Origin of the sequence: Aeromonas sp. R9-2 (assembly GCF_040908025.1) — a bacterium.
Lineage (GTDB): Bacteria > Pseudomonadota > Gammaproteobacteria > Enterobacterales > Aeromonadaceae > Aeromonas > Aeromonas veronii.
Map to the genome: position 1 here is coordinate 60780 of NZ_JBFOCX010000025.1, position 17849 is coordinate 78628.

18 protein-coding genes are annotated in these 17849 nt (G+C 58.3%); 8 read left to right on the forward strand and 10 right to left on the reverse strand.

All coding sequences use genetic code 11. From position 1 onward, the window contains the following. The first annotated feature begins 124 nt into the window (after positions 1–124). Complete coding sequence (locus tag AB5Y71_RS12675) at positions 125–733, forward strand: ACP phosphodiesterase (RefSeq protein ID WP_368171726.1); 609 nt, start codon at positions 125–127, stop codon at positions 731–733. 56 nt (positions 734–789) lie between these two features. On the opposite strand, the gene AB5Y71_RS12680 is transcribed toward AB5Y71_RS12675, so the two are convergent. Next, positions 790–1173: a DUF2069 domain-containing protein gene (locus AB5Y71_RS12680; RefSeq protein WP_103251542.1), complete on the reverse strand. Its 384-nt coding sequence runs from the start codon at positions 1171–1173 to the stop codon at positions 790–792. After that, positions 1170–1520 (reverse strand): arsenate reductase (glutaredoxin), encoded by a 351-nt coding sequence (gene arsC, locus AB5Y71_RS12685; protein WP_368171727.1) that lies wholly within the window; start codon positions 1518–1520, stop codon positions 1170–1172. The genes AB5Y71_RS12680 and arsC overlap by 4 nt, the downstream gene beginning before the upstream one ends. Positions 1521–1580: 60 nt before the next feature. On the opposite strand from arsC, the gene AB5Y71_RS12690 reads away from it, so the two are divergent. Continuing rightward, a complete protein-coding gene (locus tag AB5Y71_RS12690; RefSeq protein ID WP_368171728.1) occupies positions 1581–2063 on the forward strand; it encodes a TlpA disulfide reductase family protein in 483 nt (160 codons plus the stop codon). Between the two features lie 101 nt (positions 2064–2164). Here AB5Y71_RS12690 and AB5Y71_RS12695 read toward each other — a convergent pair whose 3' ends face one another. Further along, positions 2165–3619, reverse strand: coding sequence for a M48 family metalloprotease (locus AB5Y71_RS12695; protein ID WP_005333848.1), 1455 nt, complete (start codon positions 3617–3619; stop codon positions 2165–2167). A gap of 121 nt (positions 3620–3740) precedes the next feature. Here AB5Y71_RS12695 and AB5Y71_RS12700 point away from each other — a divergent pair, with 121 nt between their 5' ends. The 3 genes from AB5Y71_RS12700 to AB5Y71_RS12710 are packed head-to-tail and all read left to right on the forward strand — an operon-like array spanning position 3741 to position 5912. Further along, complete coding sequence (locus tag AB5Y71_RS12700) at positions 3741–3974, forward strand: sulfurtransferase TusA family protein (RefSeq protein ID WP_005361432.1); 234 nt, start codon at positions 3741–3743, stop codon at positions 3972–3974. 25 nt (positions 3975–3999) lie between these two features. Continuing rightward, positions 4000–5070 carry an AI-2E family transporter gene (locus AB5Y71_RS12705; protein ID WP_005333851.1) on the forward strand — a complete coding sequence of 357 codons (1071 nt, stop codon included), beginning with the start codon at positions 4000–4002 and terminating at the stop codon, positions 5068–5070. A 35-nt stretch (positions 5071–5105) separates the two neighbouring features. Next, positions 5106–5912, forward strand: a complete 807-nt coding sequence (locus AB5Y71_RS12710; protein ID WP_236272421.1) for a MipA/OmpV family protein — start codon at positions 5106–5108, stop codon at positions 5910–5912. Positions 5913–6023: 111 nt separating this feature from the next. Here the strand turns inward: AB5Y71_RS12710 and AB5Y71_RS12715 are convergent, their stop codons facing one another. Further along, positions 6024–6824 carry an alpha/beta fold hydrolase gene (locus tag AB5Y71_RS12715; protein WP_368171729.1) on the reverse strand — a complete coding sequence of 267 codons (801 nt, stop codon included), beginning with the start codon at positions 6822–6824 and terminating at the stop codon, positions 6024–6026. Between the two features lie 128 nt (positions 6825–6952). Here AB5Y71_RS12715 and ppk2 point away from each other — a divergent pair, with 128 nt between their 5' ends. Beyond that, entirely contained in the window at positions 6953–7768 is an 816-nt protein-coding gene (gene ppk2, locus AB5Y71_RS12720) for a polyphosphate kinase 2 (protein WP_100654022.1), read from the forward strand. Between the two features lie 112 nt (positions 7769–7880). Here the strand turns inward: ppk2 and AB5Y71_RS12725 are convergent, their stop codons facing one another. The 5 genes from AB5Y71_RS12725 to yejK all read right to left on the reverse strand — a co-directional run bounded on the left by AB5Y71_RS12725 (position 7881) and on the right by yejK (position 14356). After that, the gene (locus tag AB5Y71_RS12725; RefSeq protein ID WP_005333867.1) at positions 7881–9017 is read right to left on the reverse strand and encodes an ABC transporter ATP-binding protein; all 1137 of its coding nucleotides are present in this window, start codon (positions 9015–9017) and stop codon (positions 7881–7883) included. 68 nt (positions 9018–9085) lie between these two features. Next, positions 9086–9976 carry a maltose ABC transporter permease MalG gene (gene malG, locus AB5Y71_RS12730; RefSeq protein WP_005333868.1) on the reverse strand — a complete coding sequence of 297 codons (891 nt, stop codon included), beginning with the start codon at positions 9974–9976 and terminating at the stop codon, positions 9086–9088. Positions 9977–9988: 12 nt separating this feature from the next. Beyond that, a complete protein-coding gene (gene malF, locus AB5Y71_RS12735; RefSeq protein ID WP_005333870.1) occupies positions 9989–11641 on the reverse strand; it encodes a maltose ABC transporter permease MalF in 1653 nt (550 codons plus the stop codon). Positions 11642–11716: 75 nt separating this feature from the next. Next, positions 11717–12898, reverse strand: a complete 1182-nt coding sequence (malE, locus tag AB5Y71_RS12740; RefSeq protein WP_005333871.1) for a maltose/maltodextrin ABC transporter substrate-binding protein MalE — start codon at positions 12896–12898, stop codon at positions 11717–11719. 408 nt (positions 12899–13306) lie between these two features. Beyond that, positions 13307–14356, reverse strand: coding sequence for a nucleoid-associated protein YejK (yejK, locus tag AB5Y71_RS12745; RefSeq protein WP_323910377.1), 1050 nt, complete (start codon positions 14354–14356; stop codon positions 13307–13309). A gap of 73 nt (positions 14357–14429) precedes the next feature. Between yejK and AB5Y71_RS12750 the strand changes: the two genes are divergently transcribed. Both AB5Y71_RS12750 and AB5Y71_RS12755 read left to right on the forward strand, forming a co-directional pair. Continuing rightward, entirely contained in the window at positions 14430–14657 is a 228-nt protein-coding gene (locus AB5Y71_RS12750; protein ID WP_005333874.1) for a YejL family protein, read from the forward strand. A gap of 47 nt (positions 14658–14704) precedes the next feature. Next, the gene (locus AB5Y71_RS12755; RefSeq protein ID WP_042053125.1) at positions 14705–16555 is read left to right on the forward strand and encodes a DUF3413 domain-containing protein; all 1851 of its coding nucleotides are present in this window, start codon (positions 14705–14707) and stop codon (positions 16553–16555) included. A gap of 85 nt (positions 16556–16640) precedes the next feature. Here the strand turns inward: AB5Y71_RS12755 and AB5Y71_RS12760 are convergent, their stop codons facing one another. Next, complete coding sequence (locus AB5Y71_RS12760) at positions 16641–17426, reverse strand: MetQ/NlpA family ABC transporter substrate-binding protein (RefSeq protein ID WP_108613486.1); 786 nt, start codon at positions 17424–17426, stop codon at positions 16641–16643. Positions 17427–17849: the final 423 nt, after the last annotated feature.

A 17849-nucleotide genomic window follows, 5' to 3' on the forward strand; every position in this document is an offset into this window, starting at 1 on the left:
GCCCGAATTTTGCCCGGCAAGAGGCAGCCGCCGGGCAGTAGCAAAATCCCGATCATGGTCAAGGCGGGCAGGATCCGTTAGGCTCGAAGCACCTTGCCATCCCATAACAGACCCACAGCAACCGATGAATTTTCTGGCCCATCTCCATCTGGCTGCACACACCCGAAGCTCCCTCACCGGCAATCTGCTCGGCGATTTCGTCAAAGGCACGCTGCCCACGGGGCTTGCCGCCCACTTCGATGAGGGGATCTGGCTGCACCGCAAAATTGACGCTTTCACCGACAGCCACCCCGAGCACAAGGCGGCCGTCGCCTGTTTCGAGGCCCCCTGGCGCCGCTTTGGCGGCATAGTGATGGATATGATCTACGACCACTGGCTGAGCCTGCACTGGGGACTGTTCAGCACCGAGCCCCTGCCCCGCTTCCTGCAACGCAGTTATGAGCAGCTATTGGCGGATCACCCACGCCTGCCGGACGGACTGCCACTCCCCCTCAAGCGGATGGCCGAGCAAAACTGGATCGCCTCCTACCGCCACAAGGAGGGGCTGGGGCAAGCGCTGAATGGCATAGGTCGCCGACTGCGCCGCCCGGTACAACTGGGAGAGGCGCTGCTGACCCTTGATGAGTCGCAGTGGCAAACATGCGAGGCGGGATTTCTGCGCTTCTATCCCCAGCTGATGGCCTTTAGCCAGCAGCAGCTGGCCCAATATCGGGCAGCCCAAGGGGCACAGTGATCCCTCTGGATAGAGCAGCTTCCCCATAAAAAACGCCCCTTGCGGGGCGTTTGTCATCAGTTGGCTTCGTCTTTCTTTTTGCGAATGCTTAAGCCAAGTTCGCGACCACGCAGTCGGGCGTAATAGATGGTGCCGACAAAGGCGAGAGTGGTGAACAGCAGTTCCACCACCGCCAGCCACCGCTCCCCCTCATCCGTGGTGATCAGGGTGAGGGCGTGGAGGAAATAGGGCATCAACACGAAGTTGCCCCAGGCGTGGGTGTAGGGGTTGCCCTGCACTATCCCCTTGAGGGGGAAGAGCAGCGGTACCGTCCAGATCACCGGTAGCAGCCAAGGGTTGAGGTCCGGATGGGGCGACAGCCACAGATGCCAGAGGATGACCCAGCACAGCAGACCGAAGAAGCCGACCAGGGTCAGCCAACGTGCGAAGCGGGTGCTCACTTGAGGATCTCCAGCACCTGCTCCGGCGGGCGACCAATGCGGGCCTGACCATTCTTGATGACAATGGGGCGCTCGATCAGCTTGGGATGCTGGTGCATGGCACGAATAAGGGCGTCGCCGTTCACTTCGCTGAGGCCCAGCTCCTTGTAGAGATCCTCCTTGGTGCGCATCAGCTGGCGGGGATCGCTAAAACCGAGCTGAGAGAGCAGGTTGCGGATCTCATCTTCGCTCGGGGCCTGCTCCAGATAGAGCACCACATCAGGGGCGATCCCGTGCTGTTCCAGCAGGGCCAGGGTTTCGCGACTCTTGGAGCAGCGCGGATTGTGGTAGATTTGGGTCTCGCTCATGGTAACTCCCTGATTAATCGCAAGATGGGACTAGAAACGGCGCTATTGTAGGGGAAAGTGATGGTCAGGGTAAGCAGCAGTGGAAAGGAATTGAAACGAATTTGTTGGCTGATTGTGGCTGGCCTGCTGGGCGCCTGCACACCCGCCCCCGAATTTACCGATGCAACAGGGCAGTCGGTCAGCCTGCGCCACTTTGCCGGCAAGCCGCTGCTGGTCAACTACTTCGCCCCCTGGTGCGCCCCCTGCCTGCGGGAGATGCCGCGCCTCAACGGGCTGGCAGCGGACGGCCAGATCACAGTGGTGGCCATCAACTACGACCCGACCACGCCAGCAGAGCTGGACAAGCTGGCTGCGCAGTATCACATCAAGGTGCCCCTCCTTATTGCCAATGAAGATGCCAGGCTCCCCTTCCCTCGCCCAAGCGGCCTGCCCACCAGCTATCGGCTCGATAGCGAGGGCAAGCTCAAGCAGACGCTGGTCGGCGAGCTCGACCAGCAGCAGATCGATATGCTCAAGGCGACCGCCAGCAGCATGAGTCACTAGCCCATCGCTGCTATCACCGTCCCCCACATCAACGCCACCGCCATAAACAACAAGGGCGCACCGTGGTGCGCCCTTGTTTGATAGGCCAATGCCAGGTTTCGTTAGCCCTTGAGGCTGTCAAGATCCTTCTTGGCCCGCTCCAGCTCGGTGATGCGCGCCTCCAGACGAGCCAGGGTCATCCGGTCGCTGGTGGTACCGCGTGCCACGATCAGCTCGTCGATGGCCGCCTGATAATCCCCGCGCAGTGCGAGCATCTCGGCCCGCGCCATATGCAGCTCGGTCATTCTGCCCGCCTTGCGATAGGCATCGGCCAACAGGTTCCAGGCCAGATTGTTCTCCTCATGCGCACGGGCATAGGGGTCGAGGATGGCGATGGACTTCTTGTAGTTGCCGCTCTCGAGGTAGGCGTTGCCGAGGTTGACCACCACCACTTCGTTATCCGGCATCCGGCTGCGGAACTTCTCGAGGCGCGCGATGGCCTGAGCACTGCGCCCCTTGGCCAGATCGATGTCGGTCTGGGCATCGACGATAAAGAGATCTTCCGGATGACGGGCCGCCAGCTCCTGCATCAGGGTATCCGCCTCGTCGGTGCGCTTGAGCTGGATCAGCGCCAGCGCCTTGCCATAGATGGCGGCATCCTTGAGCGGATAATCCCCCTTCTGGATCCGGCTATCGAAGTAGCTCAGCAGCCCCTGCGGGGTATCGGTACCAAAACGCACCTGAATCCGCACCTTGGCCAGCCAGAAGTCGAGACTGGGCGGCAAGTCGCGGCGACCATAGCTACCCGCCCGAGCGCGGGCCTCGCTGATCCGGGTCTCCGGCAGCGGGTGAGTGAGCAGCATCTCCGGCGGCTTGCTGGCGTAACGGTATTCGGCAGCCAGTTTCTGGAAGAAGTTGGCCATCCCCATGGGATCGAAACCGGCATCATAGAGGGTCTTCATGCCGATGCGATCCGCTTCATATTCGTTGTCGCGGGTGTAGTTGATAGCAGACTGCATGGAGAGGCCCAGCGTGGTCTGCAGCGCAGCGATACCGGCAGTCGGGTTGATCACCGCCAGTGCGATGGAGCCCACCAGACCGGCCAGGGTCACTGCCGAGCTGCTCGCCTGCGCCTCCATATAACGGGCGATATGGCGCTGGGTCACGTGGGTGATTTCGTGGGCCAGTACCGAGGCCAGCTCACTCTCGCTGTCGGCGTAGAGGAAGAGGCCGGTGTGCACCTTGACTCGCCCGCCGAGGAAGGCGGCCGCGTTGATGCTGGGGTCATTGATGAGGAAGAAGGTAAACGGGAAACGCACCCCATCGGCGTTGGTCAGCAATCGCTGACCCAGATCGTCAATGTACTGGCTCAGCACCGGATCATCGATGATCGGCAGACCCGCACGGGCAAAGCGCATAAAAGCGTTGCCGTAACGCACTTCCTGCTCGATGGGCAGGGCAGCAACCCCGGCCGTGCCGATGTCGGGAAGCTGATTGTTGGCCTCGGCATGAAACGTGGCACCCATCAGGGAAGCCAGCAGGGGAAGCGATGCCATCAGGGGGGAAAAACGTGCCACGTTATCTCTATCTCCATCAGAAAGGGCCTCGGCAGAATACCCTTGCCCATCAAGGGCTACAAGCGTTGTTTCACGCTCTTATCACGGCCATAATAGCGGCCACCTGCCTGATGGAGCCCCCATGGAAATTCTCGACCTGACCCCCTGGCGTTGCCCCGAGCCGCTGATCCGGCTCAAGCTCTGGTTAAGGGGGGCCAAAAGCGGTCAAACCGTCACCATACGGCTGGCCGATGCGGGCTCCCGGCAGGATATTCCGGCCTATCTGCACCGTCAGGGCCACCATGTCGAGATGCAGCAACAACCGGACAATACCCTCTCTTTGCAGTTGGTTGTCGGGGCGAAACAACCATCTTGAGCCCCAGTGATGTAAGGATGCCGTCATGTTAGAAGTATTGAAGCGCTGGTATCAGACCCGTTTTTCCGATCCCGATGCCGTTACCCTTTTCCTGTTGCTGGTGTTCTGCTTCACCATCATCTGGCTGTTTGGCGATCTGCTGGCCCCCCTGCTGGTGGCGCTGGTAATGGCCTATCTGCTGGAGTGGCCGGTCGCCCGGCTGCAAAAAGCGGGGCTGTCGCGCACCCTGGCCACCAGCGTCATTCTGATCCTCTTTATTGCGGTAGCAGTCGCCTCCTTGCTGGGTCTTATCCCGACGCTGGTCAGTCAGGGGATCAATCTGGCCAAAGAGGCGCCGGCCATGCTGACCCACGCTCAGGATTATGTGCGCACCCTGCCGGACAAATACCCCGAGCTCATCGACGTCAGTCTGGTGGAGACCGTCATCGACAATATTCGCCAGCGCATCCTCAGTGGCGGCGAGCATCTGGTAAGCGCCTCCCTCAGTTCGCTGGTCAACGTGGTCGCCATCATGATCTACCTCATTCTGGTGCCGCTGATGGTCTTCTTTATGCTCAAAGACAAGCGGGTACTGATGGGCAGCCTGCGCCGCTTCCTGCCGCGCAACCGCACCCTGGTCAACCGGGTGTGGGTCGAGATGAACAACCAGATCATCAACTACATCCGCGGCAAGGTGATCGAGATCCTCATCGTCGGCATCGCCACCTATGTCCCCTTCGCCCTGATGGGATTGCGCTACTCGGTGCTGCTGGCGGTCGCGGTCGGCTTCTCGGTGCTGATCCCCTATATCGGCGCCGCCGTGGTGACGGTTCCGGTAGCCATGGTCGCCCTGTTCCAGTGGGGGCTCACCCCCGAATTCGCCTGGCTGATGGTAGCTTATCTGGTCATTCAGGCTCTCGATGGCAACCTGCTAGTGCCGGTGCTTTTCTCGGAAGCGGTCAACCTCCATCCGGTGGCCATCATCATCGCCGTGCTGGTCTTCGGCGGCTTGTGGGGATTCTGGGGAGTCTTCTTCGCCATTCCCCTCGCCACCCTGGTCAAGGCGGTGATCAATGCCTGGCCAAAACGTGAAGAGATGCCCGGTGCCGCAAAATAACCTGCTTCCCCTGCAATCGTGACAACGGGGTATCCATGACCTTTTTTCGTCAAATCAGAGCGGCAGGGCTGACGGCCCTGCTCCTCGCTGCCGCCATGTCCGTCCGCGCCGATATCGATCTTGGCGCCATGGATCTGCTCACCAGCGACAGTCCCACCAGCCCGGTGCCACAGGGCTTTGTCGCCGGTGCAGCGCTCATCGGGGGACAGGCCCGTTATGAAGCGCAGGACAACGCCCTCTACGCCATCCCGGGCTTTATCTATTTTGGCGACCAGTTCATGTTTCTGGGGGATCGGGCCCGCTACTACTTCCACAAGGATGAGAACTTGGCCCTCTACGGCTATGGCCGGGTCCGTTTTGGCAATCTGGATCCCGAGGACTCTCCGGCCTTTACTGGCATGGAGCAGCGAAAATGGCAGCTGGAAGGCGGGATCGGTGGCAACATCATCACCCCCTACGCCCTGCTGACCGTGCGTGCCAACAGCGATGTCACCGGCCGCAGCAAGGGACAGGAGCTGCTGCTGTGGGCCGATTTCCCCATCCTGCGTGACAACCTGCTGATCATGCCGGGGATGGGGCTGATGCTGCGCAGCGACAAGATGGCCAACTACTACTTCGGCGGCATCTCCGAGAGCGAGGCAACCGCCCAGCGGCCTGCTTGGGATACCGGTACCACCCTCTCCCCGATGACGGCCCTCATCACCAGTTACCGCTTCAGCCCCAACTGGATTGGCATGTTTGCCATGAACTACGAATGGTATGATCGGGACATCAAAAACAGCCCCATCGTCCAGCACGATGGCGAGCTCTATGCGGGTTTTGCGCTGGGCTATATCTGGTAACGGTTATGAGTCTTGAATCGTGAGACACGACCAAACAAAAGGGAGCCCTCGGCTCCCTTTTTCACGACCATCAGGCTGGTCGTACAGCCTGCTCAAGCTGCCAATTCAGGCTTACAGCGCCGCCAGAAAATCGATCAGCTGCTGATTGACGAAGGCCGGATTTTCCAGCGACGAGATGTGGCCAGCCATCGGGATCTCCCTGAACGGGCAACCCAGCACCTCAGCCATCAGATAGCCCTCCAGCACCGGACGGGCCTTGTCCTCGCAGCCGGTCATCACCAGTGCGGGAGTGGTGATCTCCTCCAGCCACTCGATACGATCTTCGCGGGTCACAAAGCTGCGGCCCACCGCCACCATGGCGGCAATCTTCTCGTTTGGCCAGGCGGCCAGACGCGCCTTGAAATCGGCCAGCAAGTCGGCATCGGGCTGGCTGGCAAAGAAGATAGGCGCCACCTGTTCGATGATGGGCGCCGGCACGGTGCCGAGCTGCTCGATCATCGCCAGCATGCCGAGGTAGCGCTCGCAGGTGATCTGCGGCTCGAGGCCGACAAAACTATCCATCAGCACCAGCCCCTTGAGGCGGTTTGGCACTATGCGCGCCAGCTCAACACCCCACATGCCGCCGATGGAGAGGCCCACCAGTACGAACTCGTCTACCCCGAGGGCATCGAGCAGCGCCAGGTGATCCCGCGCCAGCGTCGCCAGGGTGCAGCCACCTTCGGGGAGCAGGTCGGAATCACCGTGGCCCCACAGATCGGGAACGATGCAGCGATAGCTGCCCTTGAGCGCCTCGATTTGCGGCGCCCACATGGCGCTGTCCCACAGATAGCTGTGGCCAAACAGCAGTACCGGCCCTTGCCCTTCGTCCAGATAGGCCATCCGGCGGCCCGCTATCTCCATAAAATGCTTCATGTTATCTCCTGTTGCCAGCGATGGGCGGGCAGTGTATCACGTCCCCCTTGGCAGGTGACGCCTCCCTGGTGCAAGCTGGCAGTGACTCAAAGAAGTCACCCATGAAAGGATGCCAAAAGGAGAAGCCCATGGCGAAGGAGAAGAGCAAGAAGCGGCCACGTCTGGACAAGAAGTGCTACGAGCACCACCTTGCCCATCTGCAGGAGGAGCTGGTCAAGCTGCAGGAGTGGGTCAAGCAGGAGGGGTTAAAGGTAGTGGTACTGTTCGAAGGACGGGACGCCGCCGGTAAAGGGGGCGTCATCAAGGCGATTACCGAGCCGCTCAACCCCCGGGTCTGCCGGGTCACGGCGCTGCCCGCCCCCTCCGATCGGGAGCGCTCCCAGTGGTACTTTCAGCGTTATGTGGCCCACCTGCCCGCCGCTGGCGAAATGGTGCTGTTTGACCGCTCCTGGTACAACCGGGCCGGAGTCGAGCGGGTGATGGGATTTTGCAGCGATGCCGAGTATCGCGAGTTTCTGCGCGCCTGCCCCGAGTTTGAGCGGATGCTGATCCGCTCCGGCATCACCCTGATCAAATACTGGTTCTCGGTCAGTGACGAGGAGCAGGAGAAGCGCTTTAAAGAGCGGATCAACACCCCCATCAAGCGCTGGAAATTCAGCCCGATGGATTTGCAGTCCCGCTCGCGCTGGGTGGAGTACTCCCGCGCCAAGGATGACATGTTCACCTACACCGACACCGAGGATTGTCCCTGGTTCGTGGTGGAGGCAGATGATAAACGCCGTGCCCGCCTCAACTGCATCGCCCATCTGCTGAGCAAGGTGCCCTACGAGGCAATCCACTACGAGCCTATCAAGCTCCCCCCCATCAAGACCGAAGGGTATGAGCGCCCTCCCCTGACCAGCCAGACCTTTGTGCCCGATATTACCGCCGAACTCGAGGCTTGAACCGGGTTATCTTGCCTATCTGCGTGTTCAAATCGCAGGCAATAAAAAGCCGGTCTGACGACCGGCAAAAAGGCATTGATTATTAAGAAAGGAAAACCGGCACAACAAAAAATCAGGTACGGATATATTTGGCGGTACGGGGGAACGCCTGCTCCTTGGCATCGAACAGGTAGCAGGCTTCGGCCGGGATACCCACGCTGTAGGTCTGACCGGTCGCCACATCCACATCCGAGGTAGCCTTGACGGTAAAGTCGTGACCATCCACATCCATATAAACGAAGGACTCGGCACCCAGGTGCTCGGCCACCTGCACGATCCCGCTCACCTTGCTGTGTGCATGGGGGTGATCCAGCGGCATCAGGTGCTCGGGGCGAATGCCCAGCTCCACCTTGTCACCCACAGCGCCACTGCGGGCATCGACCCGAGCCCGCACGGTATCGCCAGAGGTCAGCTTGACCAGGCACTCCTGCTCGCCAATCTCCAACAACTCGCCCGCCAGGAAGTTCATCTTGGGAGAGCCGATAAAGCCCGCCACGAACTTGTTGTCCGGGTTGTGGTAGAGATCCAGCGGTGAACCGAACTGCTCCAGGTTGGTAGCAGCTTCGGCCTTGAGCGGGCTCAGCACCACAATCTTGTCGGCCAGGGTCATCGCTTCCACCTGATCGTGGGTCACGTAGATGATGGTGGAGTTAAGCTCCTTGTGCAGCTTGGCGATCTCGATCCGCATCTTGACCCGCAGCGCGGCATCCAGGTTGGAGAGCGGTTCGTCAAACAGGAACACCTGCGGCTGCTGCACGATGGAGCGACCGATGGCGACACGCTGACGCTGACCACCGGAGAGCGCCTTGGGCTTTCTGTCCAGCAGCGGCTCAAGACCCAGGATCTCGGCGGCGCGCATCACCCGCTTGTGGATGTTCTCCTTGTCCATCTTCTTGAGCTTCAGACCAAAGGCCATGTTCTCGTAGATGTTCATGTGCGGATAAAGGGCGTAGGACTGGAACACCATGCCGACGTTGCGCTCTACCGGCGGTACGTCGTTCATGTAGCGACCGCCGATGGTCAGCTCACCGCTGGTGATGTCTTCCAGACCCGCGATCATCCGCAGCAGGGTGGATTTGCCACAGCCGGACGGGCCGACGAAGACAATGAACTCCCCTTCCTTGATGGAGAGGTTGATGTTGCGCAGGGTGTCCTTGTGAACAGCCGGATCGTAATTTTTGCGAACGTTGTTGAGTACTACTTCAGCCATGACGAGCTCCGCTCTTGAATCTTTGCAAATCGTGATAGCGGGGGGAGTCAGCTCCCCCGGCCATAAACTTAACCTTTCACACCACCAGCAGTCAGACCGCCAACCAACCAGCGCTGTGCCAACAGGAAGACCACAGTGATGGGGAAACCGGAGAGCACTGCGGCCGCCGCGAAATCACCCCACAGATAGTTCTGCGGATAGAGGTACTGCTGGGCCCCGACCGCCAGGGTCAGATTGTTCACATCCTGCAGCAGGATGGAGGCCATGGGCACCTCGGTAATGGAACCGATAAAGGCCAGAATAAACACTACCGCCAGGATGGGCACCGACAGGGGCAACAGGATCAGACGGAATGCCTGCCACGGGGTCGCACCGTCGATGGCCGCCGCCTCCTCCAGGGAGGAGTCGATGGTCTCGAAGTAGCCCTTGATGGTCCAGACGTGGAGGGCAATCCCCCCCATGTACGCCAGGATCAGGCCACCGTGGGTGTTGAGACCCAGCCAGGGAATATAGTCACCAATCTTGTTAAAGAGCGCGTAGATGGCTACCAGCGCCAACACCGCCGGGAACATCTGGAAAATCAGCATGCCCTGCAAGATGGTGGACTTGCCACGAAAACGCAGGCGGGCAAAGGCGTAAGCACAGGTGGTGGAGAGCGTCACGATCATCAGGGCAGTGATGCCGGCGATCTTGATGGAGTTCCACAACCAGGTCAGCACCGGGAACGGCGGCGGCGTGATGCTGCCGTCGGCGTTGGTGATGGACATGCCCAGCGCCAGCTTCCAGTGATCCAGCGTCGGATTGGAGGGGATGATCTCCCCTACCGCGAAGTTACCGTTACGGAACGAGATGGCGATAACCATGATCAACGGGAAGATGATCAACGCCAGGAAGCCCCACATGACCAGGTGGGTTGCCCACACCCGGTATTTGACTGATTTGGGTTGTACGATTGCCATGTTGAAGCCTCCTTACAGCTGCTTGTCGGCTTTGGACAATTTCAGGTTGAGCAACGCCAGCGCACCCACGATGAGGAAGATGGCTGTGGCGATGGCACTGGCCAGACCGTAGTCCTGACCACCCGATCCCTGGAACGCAATCCGGTAGGTATAACTCACCAGCAGGTCGGTGGTACCGGCCGGGGTGCTGGCGCCGATGATGTCGGGCGCACCGTTGGTCAACAACTGGATAAGCACGAAGTTGTTGAAGTTGAAGGCGAACGAGGCAATCAACAGCGGTGTCAGCGGCTTCATCAGCAGCGGCACGGTGATCTTGAAGAAGTTCTGTACCGGACCGGCACCATCCATGGCGGACGCTTCATAGAGATCTTCCGGAATGGCTTTGAGCAGGCCCATGCAGAGGATCATCATGTAGGGGTAGCCGAGCCAGGTGTTGACAATCAGGATCATCACCTTGGCCAGGAAGGGGTTGGTATACCAGTCCGGTTTGATGCCAAACGCCGCTTCCAGGAACATGTTGATCTCACCGAAGTTCTGGTTGAACAACCCCTTGAACACCAGGATGGAGATAAACGCCGGGATCGCATAGGGCAGGATCAACATGACCCGATAGAAACCGCGCCCCTTGAGTTCTTCCCACTGCACCAGACAGGCCAGCACCATGCCGATAGCCAGGGTGAAGGCGACAGAACAGGTTGAGAAGATCACGGTCCAGATGAAGATCTGCAGGAAGGGTGACTGGATGCCTGGATCGGTGACAATGCGCGCGAAGTTCTTCCAACCGACGCTCACCACAAAGCCCGGAGCAATACCCTTGCCGACAAACTGACCCTGTTCGTCGATGTACTGATAGAAGCCGGTCTCGCCATTGGGCAGCATCAGCTCGCCATTCTGGGTATCACGCAGCAGGTTGCTGTCTTTGATCACCACGCCGGACTTGAGCACGGCACCATCCATCAGACGGGTGTAGTGCTGCTTCTGGGCGGCAAACTTGCGCAGGCTGCTCAGGGTCAGGTGGGTACCGCCATCCGGCAGCACCAGATCAAGGTCACTCAGGTGAGTACGATGCTCAACAATGGCGCGGATCGGTGCGGCCTTGCTGGCCGCTTCGCCAGTGAAGGGCTGCAGCTCGACCACTTGCTGGGTGTTCTGCACACGGCCTTCGCGGGACGCCAGCTCACGGGCCTTGTTGGTCATCAGGGAAACAGGTTGGCTGATAAAGGATTGATCATCCTGTGTCAGCAGCAGCTGGAACTGGCCGTTGTCGCCACCCAGCAGGGTAAAATCGAATTCACCGCCCGCCACCTTGTAGGTTTTCTTCAGGTGGTAGTCCCGCGCCTGCTCCACGGAGAGCAAGTTGGACCCCGAATAGTTGGTGAAGGCAATGCCAATGGTGTAGGCAAGAGGGAAGATGATAAACACAACCATGCCCGCAACACCCGGAAAGATGTAGCGATGGGCATAGGTCTTCTTGTTCATGAAGACATACAGACCGACGGAAACCACCACCAGATCCAGCAGCGCGAATACCCACTCGCCACTGGCGTACATCATCACGGCTGCGTAGCCGTTGAGGATGGCGACCAGGGCCGCTATGGTCCACTTAAGCCAGGTGTGCTTATCCTTCGGACCGGCATAGGACTCAACAGAAGGTACTACTTCCATGCCAATTAACCTTTATAACGCCAAGAGAGATTTGAGAGAGTGGGAGGCCATGACGGCCTCCCGGGTAGTGCGTGCTTACTGAACGATACGCTTGGCAGCGGTATCCAGTGCTTCGTCAACACCCTGACGACCGGAGGTCACGTTCTTGAGGGCAGTTTCGAAGGAAGACCAGAAACGGCTCATCTCGGGAACGGATGGCATCGGCTCGCCAGCCTGGGCGTTTAGCATGGTGGCCTTGATGTGCGGATCGGATTCCAGGGTCTTCTGGAAGGATTTCAGCGCAACGGCACCCAGCGGCTTGTCGGCGTTAACCGGCGCCAGACCGGCATCGGTCAGCAGGTAGTTTTCCAGGAACTCGATGGCCAGATCCTTGTTCGGGCTGGCAGCGTTGATGGTGGCACCCAGTACGCCAACGAAGGCCTTGGCCGGCTTGCCGTTCAGGGTCGGCAGCGGCGCTACGCCGTACTTGATGCCGCTCTTGTCCAGGTTGCTCCAGGCCCAGGGACCATTGATCATCATGGCCACTTCGCCCTTGTTGAACTTGGCGTCCATCACACCGTAGTCGATGCCTTTTTCCAGGTGACCGGACTTGATCATCTCGGAGATGTAGCCCACGCCCATCTTGGCACCTGCGTTGTTCACGCCGGTATCTTTGACGTCATAACCGGTAGCGGTTTTCTTGAAGGCGTAACCACCGTTGGCAGCCACCAGCGGATAGCTGAAGTACGGGGTGTCATAAGCCCACATGATGGCGCGCTTGCCGTTTTTCTTCAGAGTCTCGTCAATCTTGGCGATCTCTTCGAAGGTTTTCGGCGGCTCGGGCAGCAGGTCCTTGTTATAAATCAGGCTGACTGCTTCCATGGCAACCGGGTAGCCATAGGTTTTGCCATCAACAGTCATGGCATCCCATGCCAGCTGTTCAAATTTGCCTTTGGTGGCAGCGTTCGGCGTTACCGGAACCAGCAAACCGGCTTTGACCCACTCACCGTAACGGTCGTGAGCCCAGAAGAAGATGTCCGGGCCGTTGCCAGTGGCGGCGGCTTGCTGGAATTTCACTTCAACCTGATCCGGGTGAGCCACAGTAACCTTGATGCCGGTTTCTGCTTCAAACTTCTTACCCACTTCAGCCAGACCGTTGTATCCCTTGTCACCGTTGATCCAGATGGTCAGCTGGCCTTCATCGATGGCAGCAGTAGCAGAGCAAGCGACGCCAAGAGTGGCCAGACCGATCAGGGATGACAGCAATTTCTTTTTCATGAGCCTTTCCTTGTATTAGTTCCGCGCTGTAAGAGCATTATGTGCGAGATGAATATTATCCCAAGCGGCAAACGGCTCACATGACGCAACTCGCATTTTTGAAATGCAATTACGTATTTCCTTCCAGAAAGTTTTGAAAACATTTTCTTATTTCAGGGAATTACGGCCATTTATCGGCTTAATTCCAGACAACCACAGAATAACAATTACCAAAATGAAATAAAATTTCATGAATGAAAGGGTTTTCACCTCAATGAAAACCCTTTCAGGTGGTTTATTTTGTTTGATTTGTTAACAAAGTACCGCGCCAGTTTCGAGGTCTACCCGGGCGCAATAAAAAAAGAGACCCCGCCGGGGCGGAGTCTCTTTTTGCGAGAAATGACGAGTTGATCACACTCGGGAGCATGACTACGACTGGCGCAGCAGCTGATCCTTGAGATTGGGCGGCACACCCTTGATGGTCAGGGTGTCGGTCTGGGGATCGTAAAAGATCCGGCTGTTCAACAGCTTCTGCTCAAAGCTCAGAGTCAGACCACCGCCGGAGCCAACAAACTTGGTCAAACCACGCAGAGTAGAGCGATCCGCCGGGAAGCGCTCTTCCAGCTCATACTCCTGACCAATAAAGCTGTAAAAATCGAGGTCACCGTCACCAGGCAATTCTGCAGACAGCTCCTTGATTTCGATCTCTTCACCGGAGCTCGCCTGTTCGGTGCAATATTTGAAGACCTGCTTTTTATAGTCATTGCGCTCGGTCGGTTCGAGCTGACGACTGTCACAATAATCTTCGACCGCCTGCAGCAAGCCTTTATTTTGTACCTTGGCATCCATGCCCTCGCGGGCACCCAGCAGATCCATAAAGAAGTCGCCCAGTTTGCGACCAATGCGCCCCTTGCTGAAGGTGATATAGCGGCGCGAATCCGGTTGGGTTTTCCATTCGGTCAAATCAATGCGGGCCACCAGATTGAGTTTGCCGATATCCAGATACTGGATATGGCGTAATTCCAGCGCTTCGCTGACGGTGACGCTCTCCTTGCCCTCCAGCAGGGCAATCAGCAGATAATCGACCCCGACATAATTGTATTTGGCAAACAGCAGCACCCCCTGCTCATCGAGGGCGTGCTCCACCAACTGCTTGACCAGCATCTGGGTCACGGTGACCGAGAAGGGAACGAATTCGGTCTGCTCGTCGAGCAGCTGTTCGAGGGCGATACGAAACGCGGGTGAAGGCTGCTTGGGAGCATCGATGCCGTCGGCCAGCTCGGCGACGGCGGCCTCGGGGTCAGCAAAGAAGCCAAAGCCCTTGCCGCCCTTGCCGTTGTAGATCCGATGCAGTTCCGCCATCAGTCCCTGTACCGCCTCATCAGGGGGTAGGGTCTGGCTGCGGGTATCGGCGTGGGGTTGACCATCGCCGCCCTGGCGCAAGGAGTGAAGAATGATCTTGTCGATATCGAGACTCATGTCACAAAGCCATAGTGTTAGCCGAAAGGGTGAAGTATTATAAGGCGCTTTGAACCGAGATGAACTGAAGATTATGCCTATCGTATCAAAGTACAATAACGAGCAATTTGACGCCCTGATGAACGACCTGATCACCGCGCTGGAAAAGCATAAAGCGCCGGTAGATCTCAGCCTTATGGTGCTTGGCAATCTGACCACCAATATCATCAACGGTATGGCACCGGCCCAGCGCCAGGCCATCACTGAAAAGTTTGTCCAGGCCCTGACCGCATCGGTCGATAATCGCCACGACGCACACTGAGTCCCCGACTCTGTTGATTTGACGTTTCTCAACGCAGATGGATCACTATGGTCGAAACCGGTAACCCCTATCGTGATAATGTCTCTCGCCTGATCACCTGGGGGCATTGGTTCTCCTTCTTCAACATTATTCTGGCCATGCTCATCGCCACCCGTTATCTGGGTGCCATCAGCTGGCCATCGACCACGCTTGGCGTGATCTATCTCGTTGTAAGCTGGATTGGCCACTTCTCGTTTCTGAGTTTTGTCACCTACCTGTTGACGATCTTCCCGCTCAGCTTCGTGCTGCCCAAGGAGAAATCGTTGCGGTTCATCTCGGCCATCATCGCTACCCTGGCGCTGGTGCTGTTGCTGATCGACACCCAGGTATTCCGGCTGTTCAAGTTCCACCTCAACAGTCAGGTATGGCAGTTGCTGCTGGATCAGGCGCAGACCGAAGAGGGCTCAATCTGGAGCATCATCTTCGTTGCCGTGCCCACCATCTTCCTGTTGCAACTGCTGCTGTCGGCCTATGTCTGGCGCAAGATCAACAAGCGCAAGCGCCGCCAGTACGGCAATCAGGTGGGGCTGGCCCTGCTGATCTGCTTTATTCTGACCCACGTGGTCAACAGCTGGGCCGATGCGACCCTCTATCAACCGATCACCATGCAGAGAGCCAACTTCCCCCTCTCCTACCCCATGACGGCCCGCTCCTTCCTGGCCAAACATGGCTGGCTGGATCTGGATCAGTACGAGAAGCAGGCGGCCTCCCAGGGTGATAACAGCGACAGCCGGATGCACTACCCACTGCGCCCGCTCAACGTCAACGCCCCCCTGACTCACAACAATCTGCTGATTGTGGTGGTCGACTCATTGCGTTTTGACATGCTCAACAACATCAACATGCCCAATCTGCAGCGCTATGCGGATCAGCATCTGACGTTCCGCAATCACCTGAGTGGCGGCAACGACGACCTGATGGGCATGTTCAGCCTCTTCTACGGGTTGCCCGGTCACTACTACAAGGACATCAGCAGCGACAAGCGTCCGCCGGTGCTGTTCGACGAGATGCTGCGCCAGGATTACCAGTTCGGGCTGTTCGGCGCGATGGAAGATGCCCAGAAGTATCGCAAGAGCATCCTCGCCGGTCTGCGCAAACAGGTGTTTGTCTCCGAACAGAGTGACGATGGCAAGCTGCTGACCGACTGGCAACAGTGGTTGGAGAAGCGCTCTCCCGAGCGCCCCTGGTTCTCGCTGGTCTATCTCTCGAGCCCCGGCGACTACCAATTGCCCGCCACCATGAAGGGGCCGTTCCAACCGGAGCTCGCCAACTTCAATCCGGCGACCGCCTATCGGGCGGAGAACCTGCAAAAACTGGAAAACCGCTACAAGAACTCGGTCTTCTATACCGACCAGTTGCTTGAGCAGATGCTGACCAAATTGCAGTCGCAGGGGATGGACAGCAACACCATCGTCGTCATCACCTCCAACCACGGTCAGGAGTTCAACGACACCCGCAGCAACAGCTGGGGCGCAGGCAGCAACTACTCACCCTATCAGGTGCAGGTACCGCTGGTACTAGCCTGGCCAGGGCGCGGCAGTGACGTTCGGGAACAACCAAGCAGCCATTTCGATCTGGCGCCGACCCTGATGCAGGGGATGCTGGGCGTGCGCAATCCGGCGCGCGATTACAGCGTTGGCCGCTCGCTGTTTGATACCAGCCCGCGCAACTGGCTGCTGGCTGGGGATCAGAACGACTTCGCCATCTATGAAGGGGAGACCATCACCCACTTCAACAAGCAGGGTGACTTCGAACTGCTGGAGCGCAACAGCTATCGCCCAATCAAGCACGGCACCCCAGATATGGGCGCCATGATCCAGGTGATGAACGAGCTGAACCGCTTCTATCGCAACCAGTGAAGCGCCCGTTGATGGCTTGATACCATAAAAAACGCCCCGAATTCGGGGCGTTTTTCGTTGTATAGCCGGGCCACGTTCACGACTGTTAGCCACCCCACCCTTGCGGGTACTTGTAGCCGACGAAACGCTTGGCTGCATAGGCTTTGAACGCCGCCGAGTTGTAGGCCGCCGCCACATCTTTGGCAAAAGGCTGATCCGCATCTGCGCTTTTCACCACCACCCAGTTGATAAAATCGTAGCTGCGCTCCAGAAACAGTCCTTCACTGAACGGGATTCCGCTGGAGGCGGCAAAATTACCGTTGATCACCGAGAAGTCCACATCCTCGCGCGAGCGGGGCAGTTGCGCCGCCTCCAGCAACACCAGCTTGAGATTGTGCGGATTGTTCACCACATCAAACTCGCTCGCCTTGAGCGGGTTGATCCCCTCCTTGAGGGTCAGCCAACCGAGATCCTGCAACATCAGCAGAGCCCGCGCCTGATTGGTGGGATCGTTGGGAATGGCCACCGTGCTCCCCTTTTTCACCTTGTCGAGTGCCGCCAGCTTGCCGGAGTAGAGCCCCATCGGGCCAGTTGGCACTTGGGTAATGGGTGCCAGCGACAAGCCGCGATCTTTGGCAAAACTCTCCAGATAAGGTTTGTGCTGGAAGCAGTTCACATCCAGTGATCCGTCAGCCAGAGCAATATTGGGAGTCACATAGTCGGTGAACTCCACCAGCTTGACCTTGTACCCCTTGGCCTCCAGCTGCGGCTTGATGGAGTCGGTCACCATGTCGGCAAAATCCCCCACCGTAGTACCAATCACGATCTCCTGTTTGGTCGGCAAGGACGCATCGGCGGCAACCGCGGAAAAAGAGAGGCTCCCGACCGCCATCGCGGCAATAAAGGTGCTGGCGCCAGCATTGGCGCGCAAGTAAGCAGTCAAAGGAGAAGATAAGAAGGAACGAAACGGCATAGGGACTCCCTGTCAGGTACGCATCAAGCTATGGGACTGCGGCGGGGTGGCTCTCAGAGATTAAGCCCCTCAAACCGCAGCAATCTAGCCATCCAAACGGCTATTTCAATTACCATAACAGAGCCATCCACCGCCGCCAAGCAATAAACCGCTGGTTCCACCTCATCACCCTTGCTGTCACCCCCGAATGCATAGCTGTACTCACGTTGGCACACACAACCATGCCGCTCACGTTCAAGAGCGCACGAGCTCCCCTCGGGATTGCCCCGAATCGAGATGGCTGCGGCGAAGGAGAGTCGCGAGAGGAGTAAATTACAGATAAAAAGATCAGTAGCGAGCGGT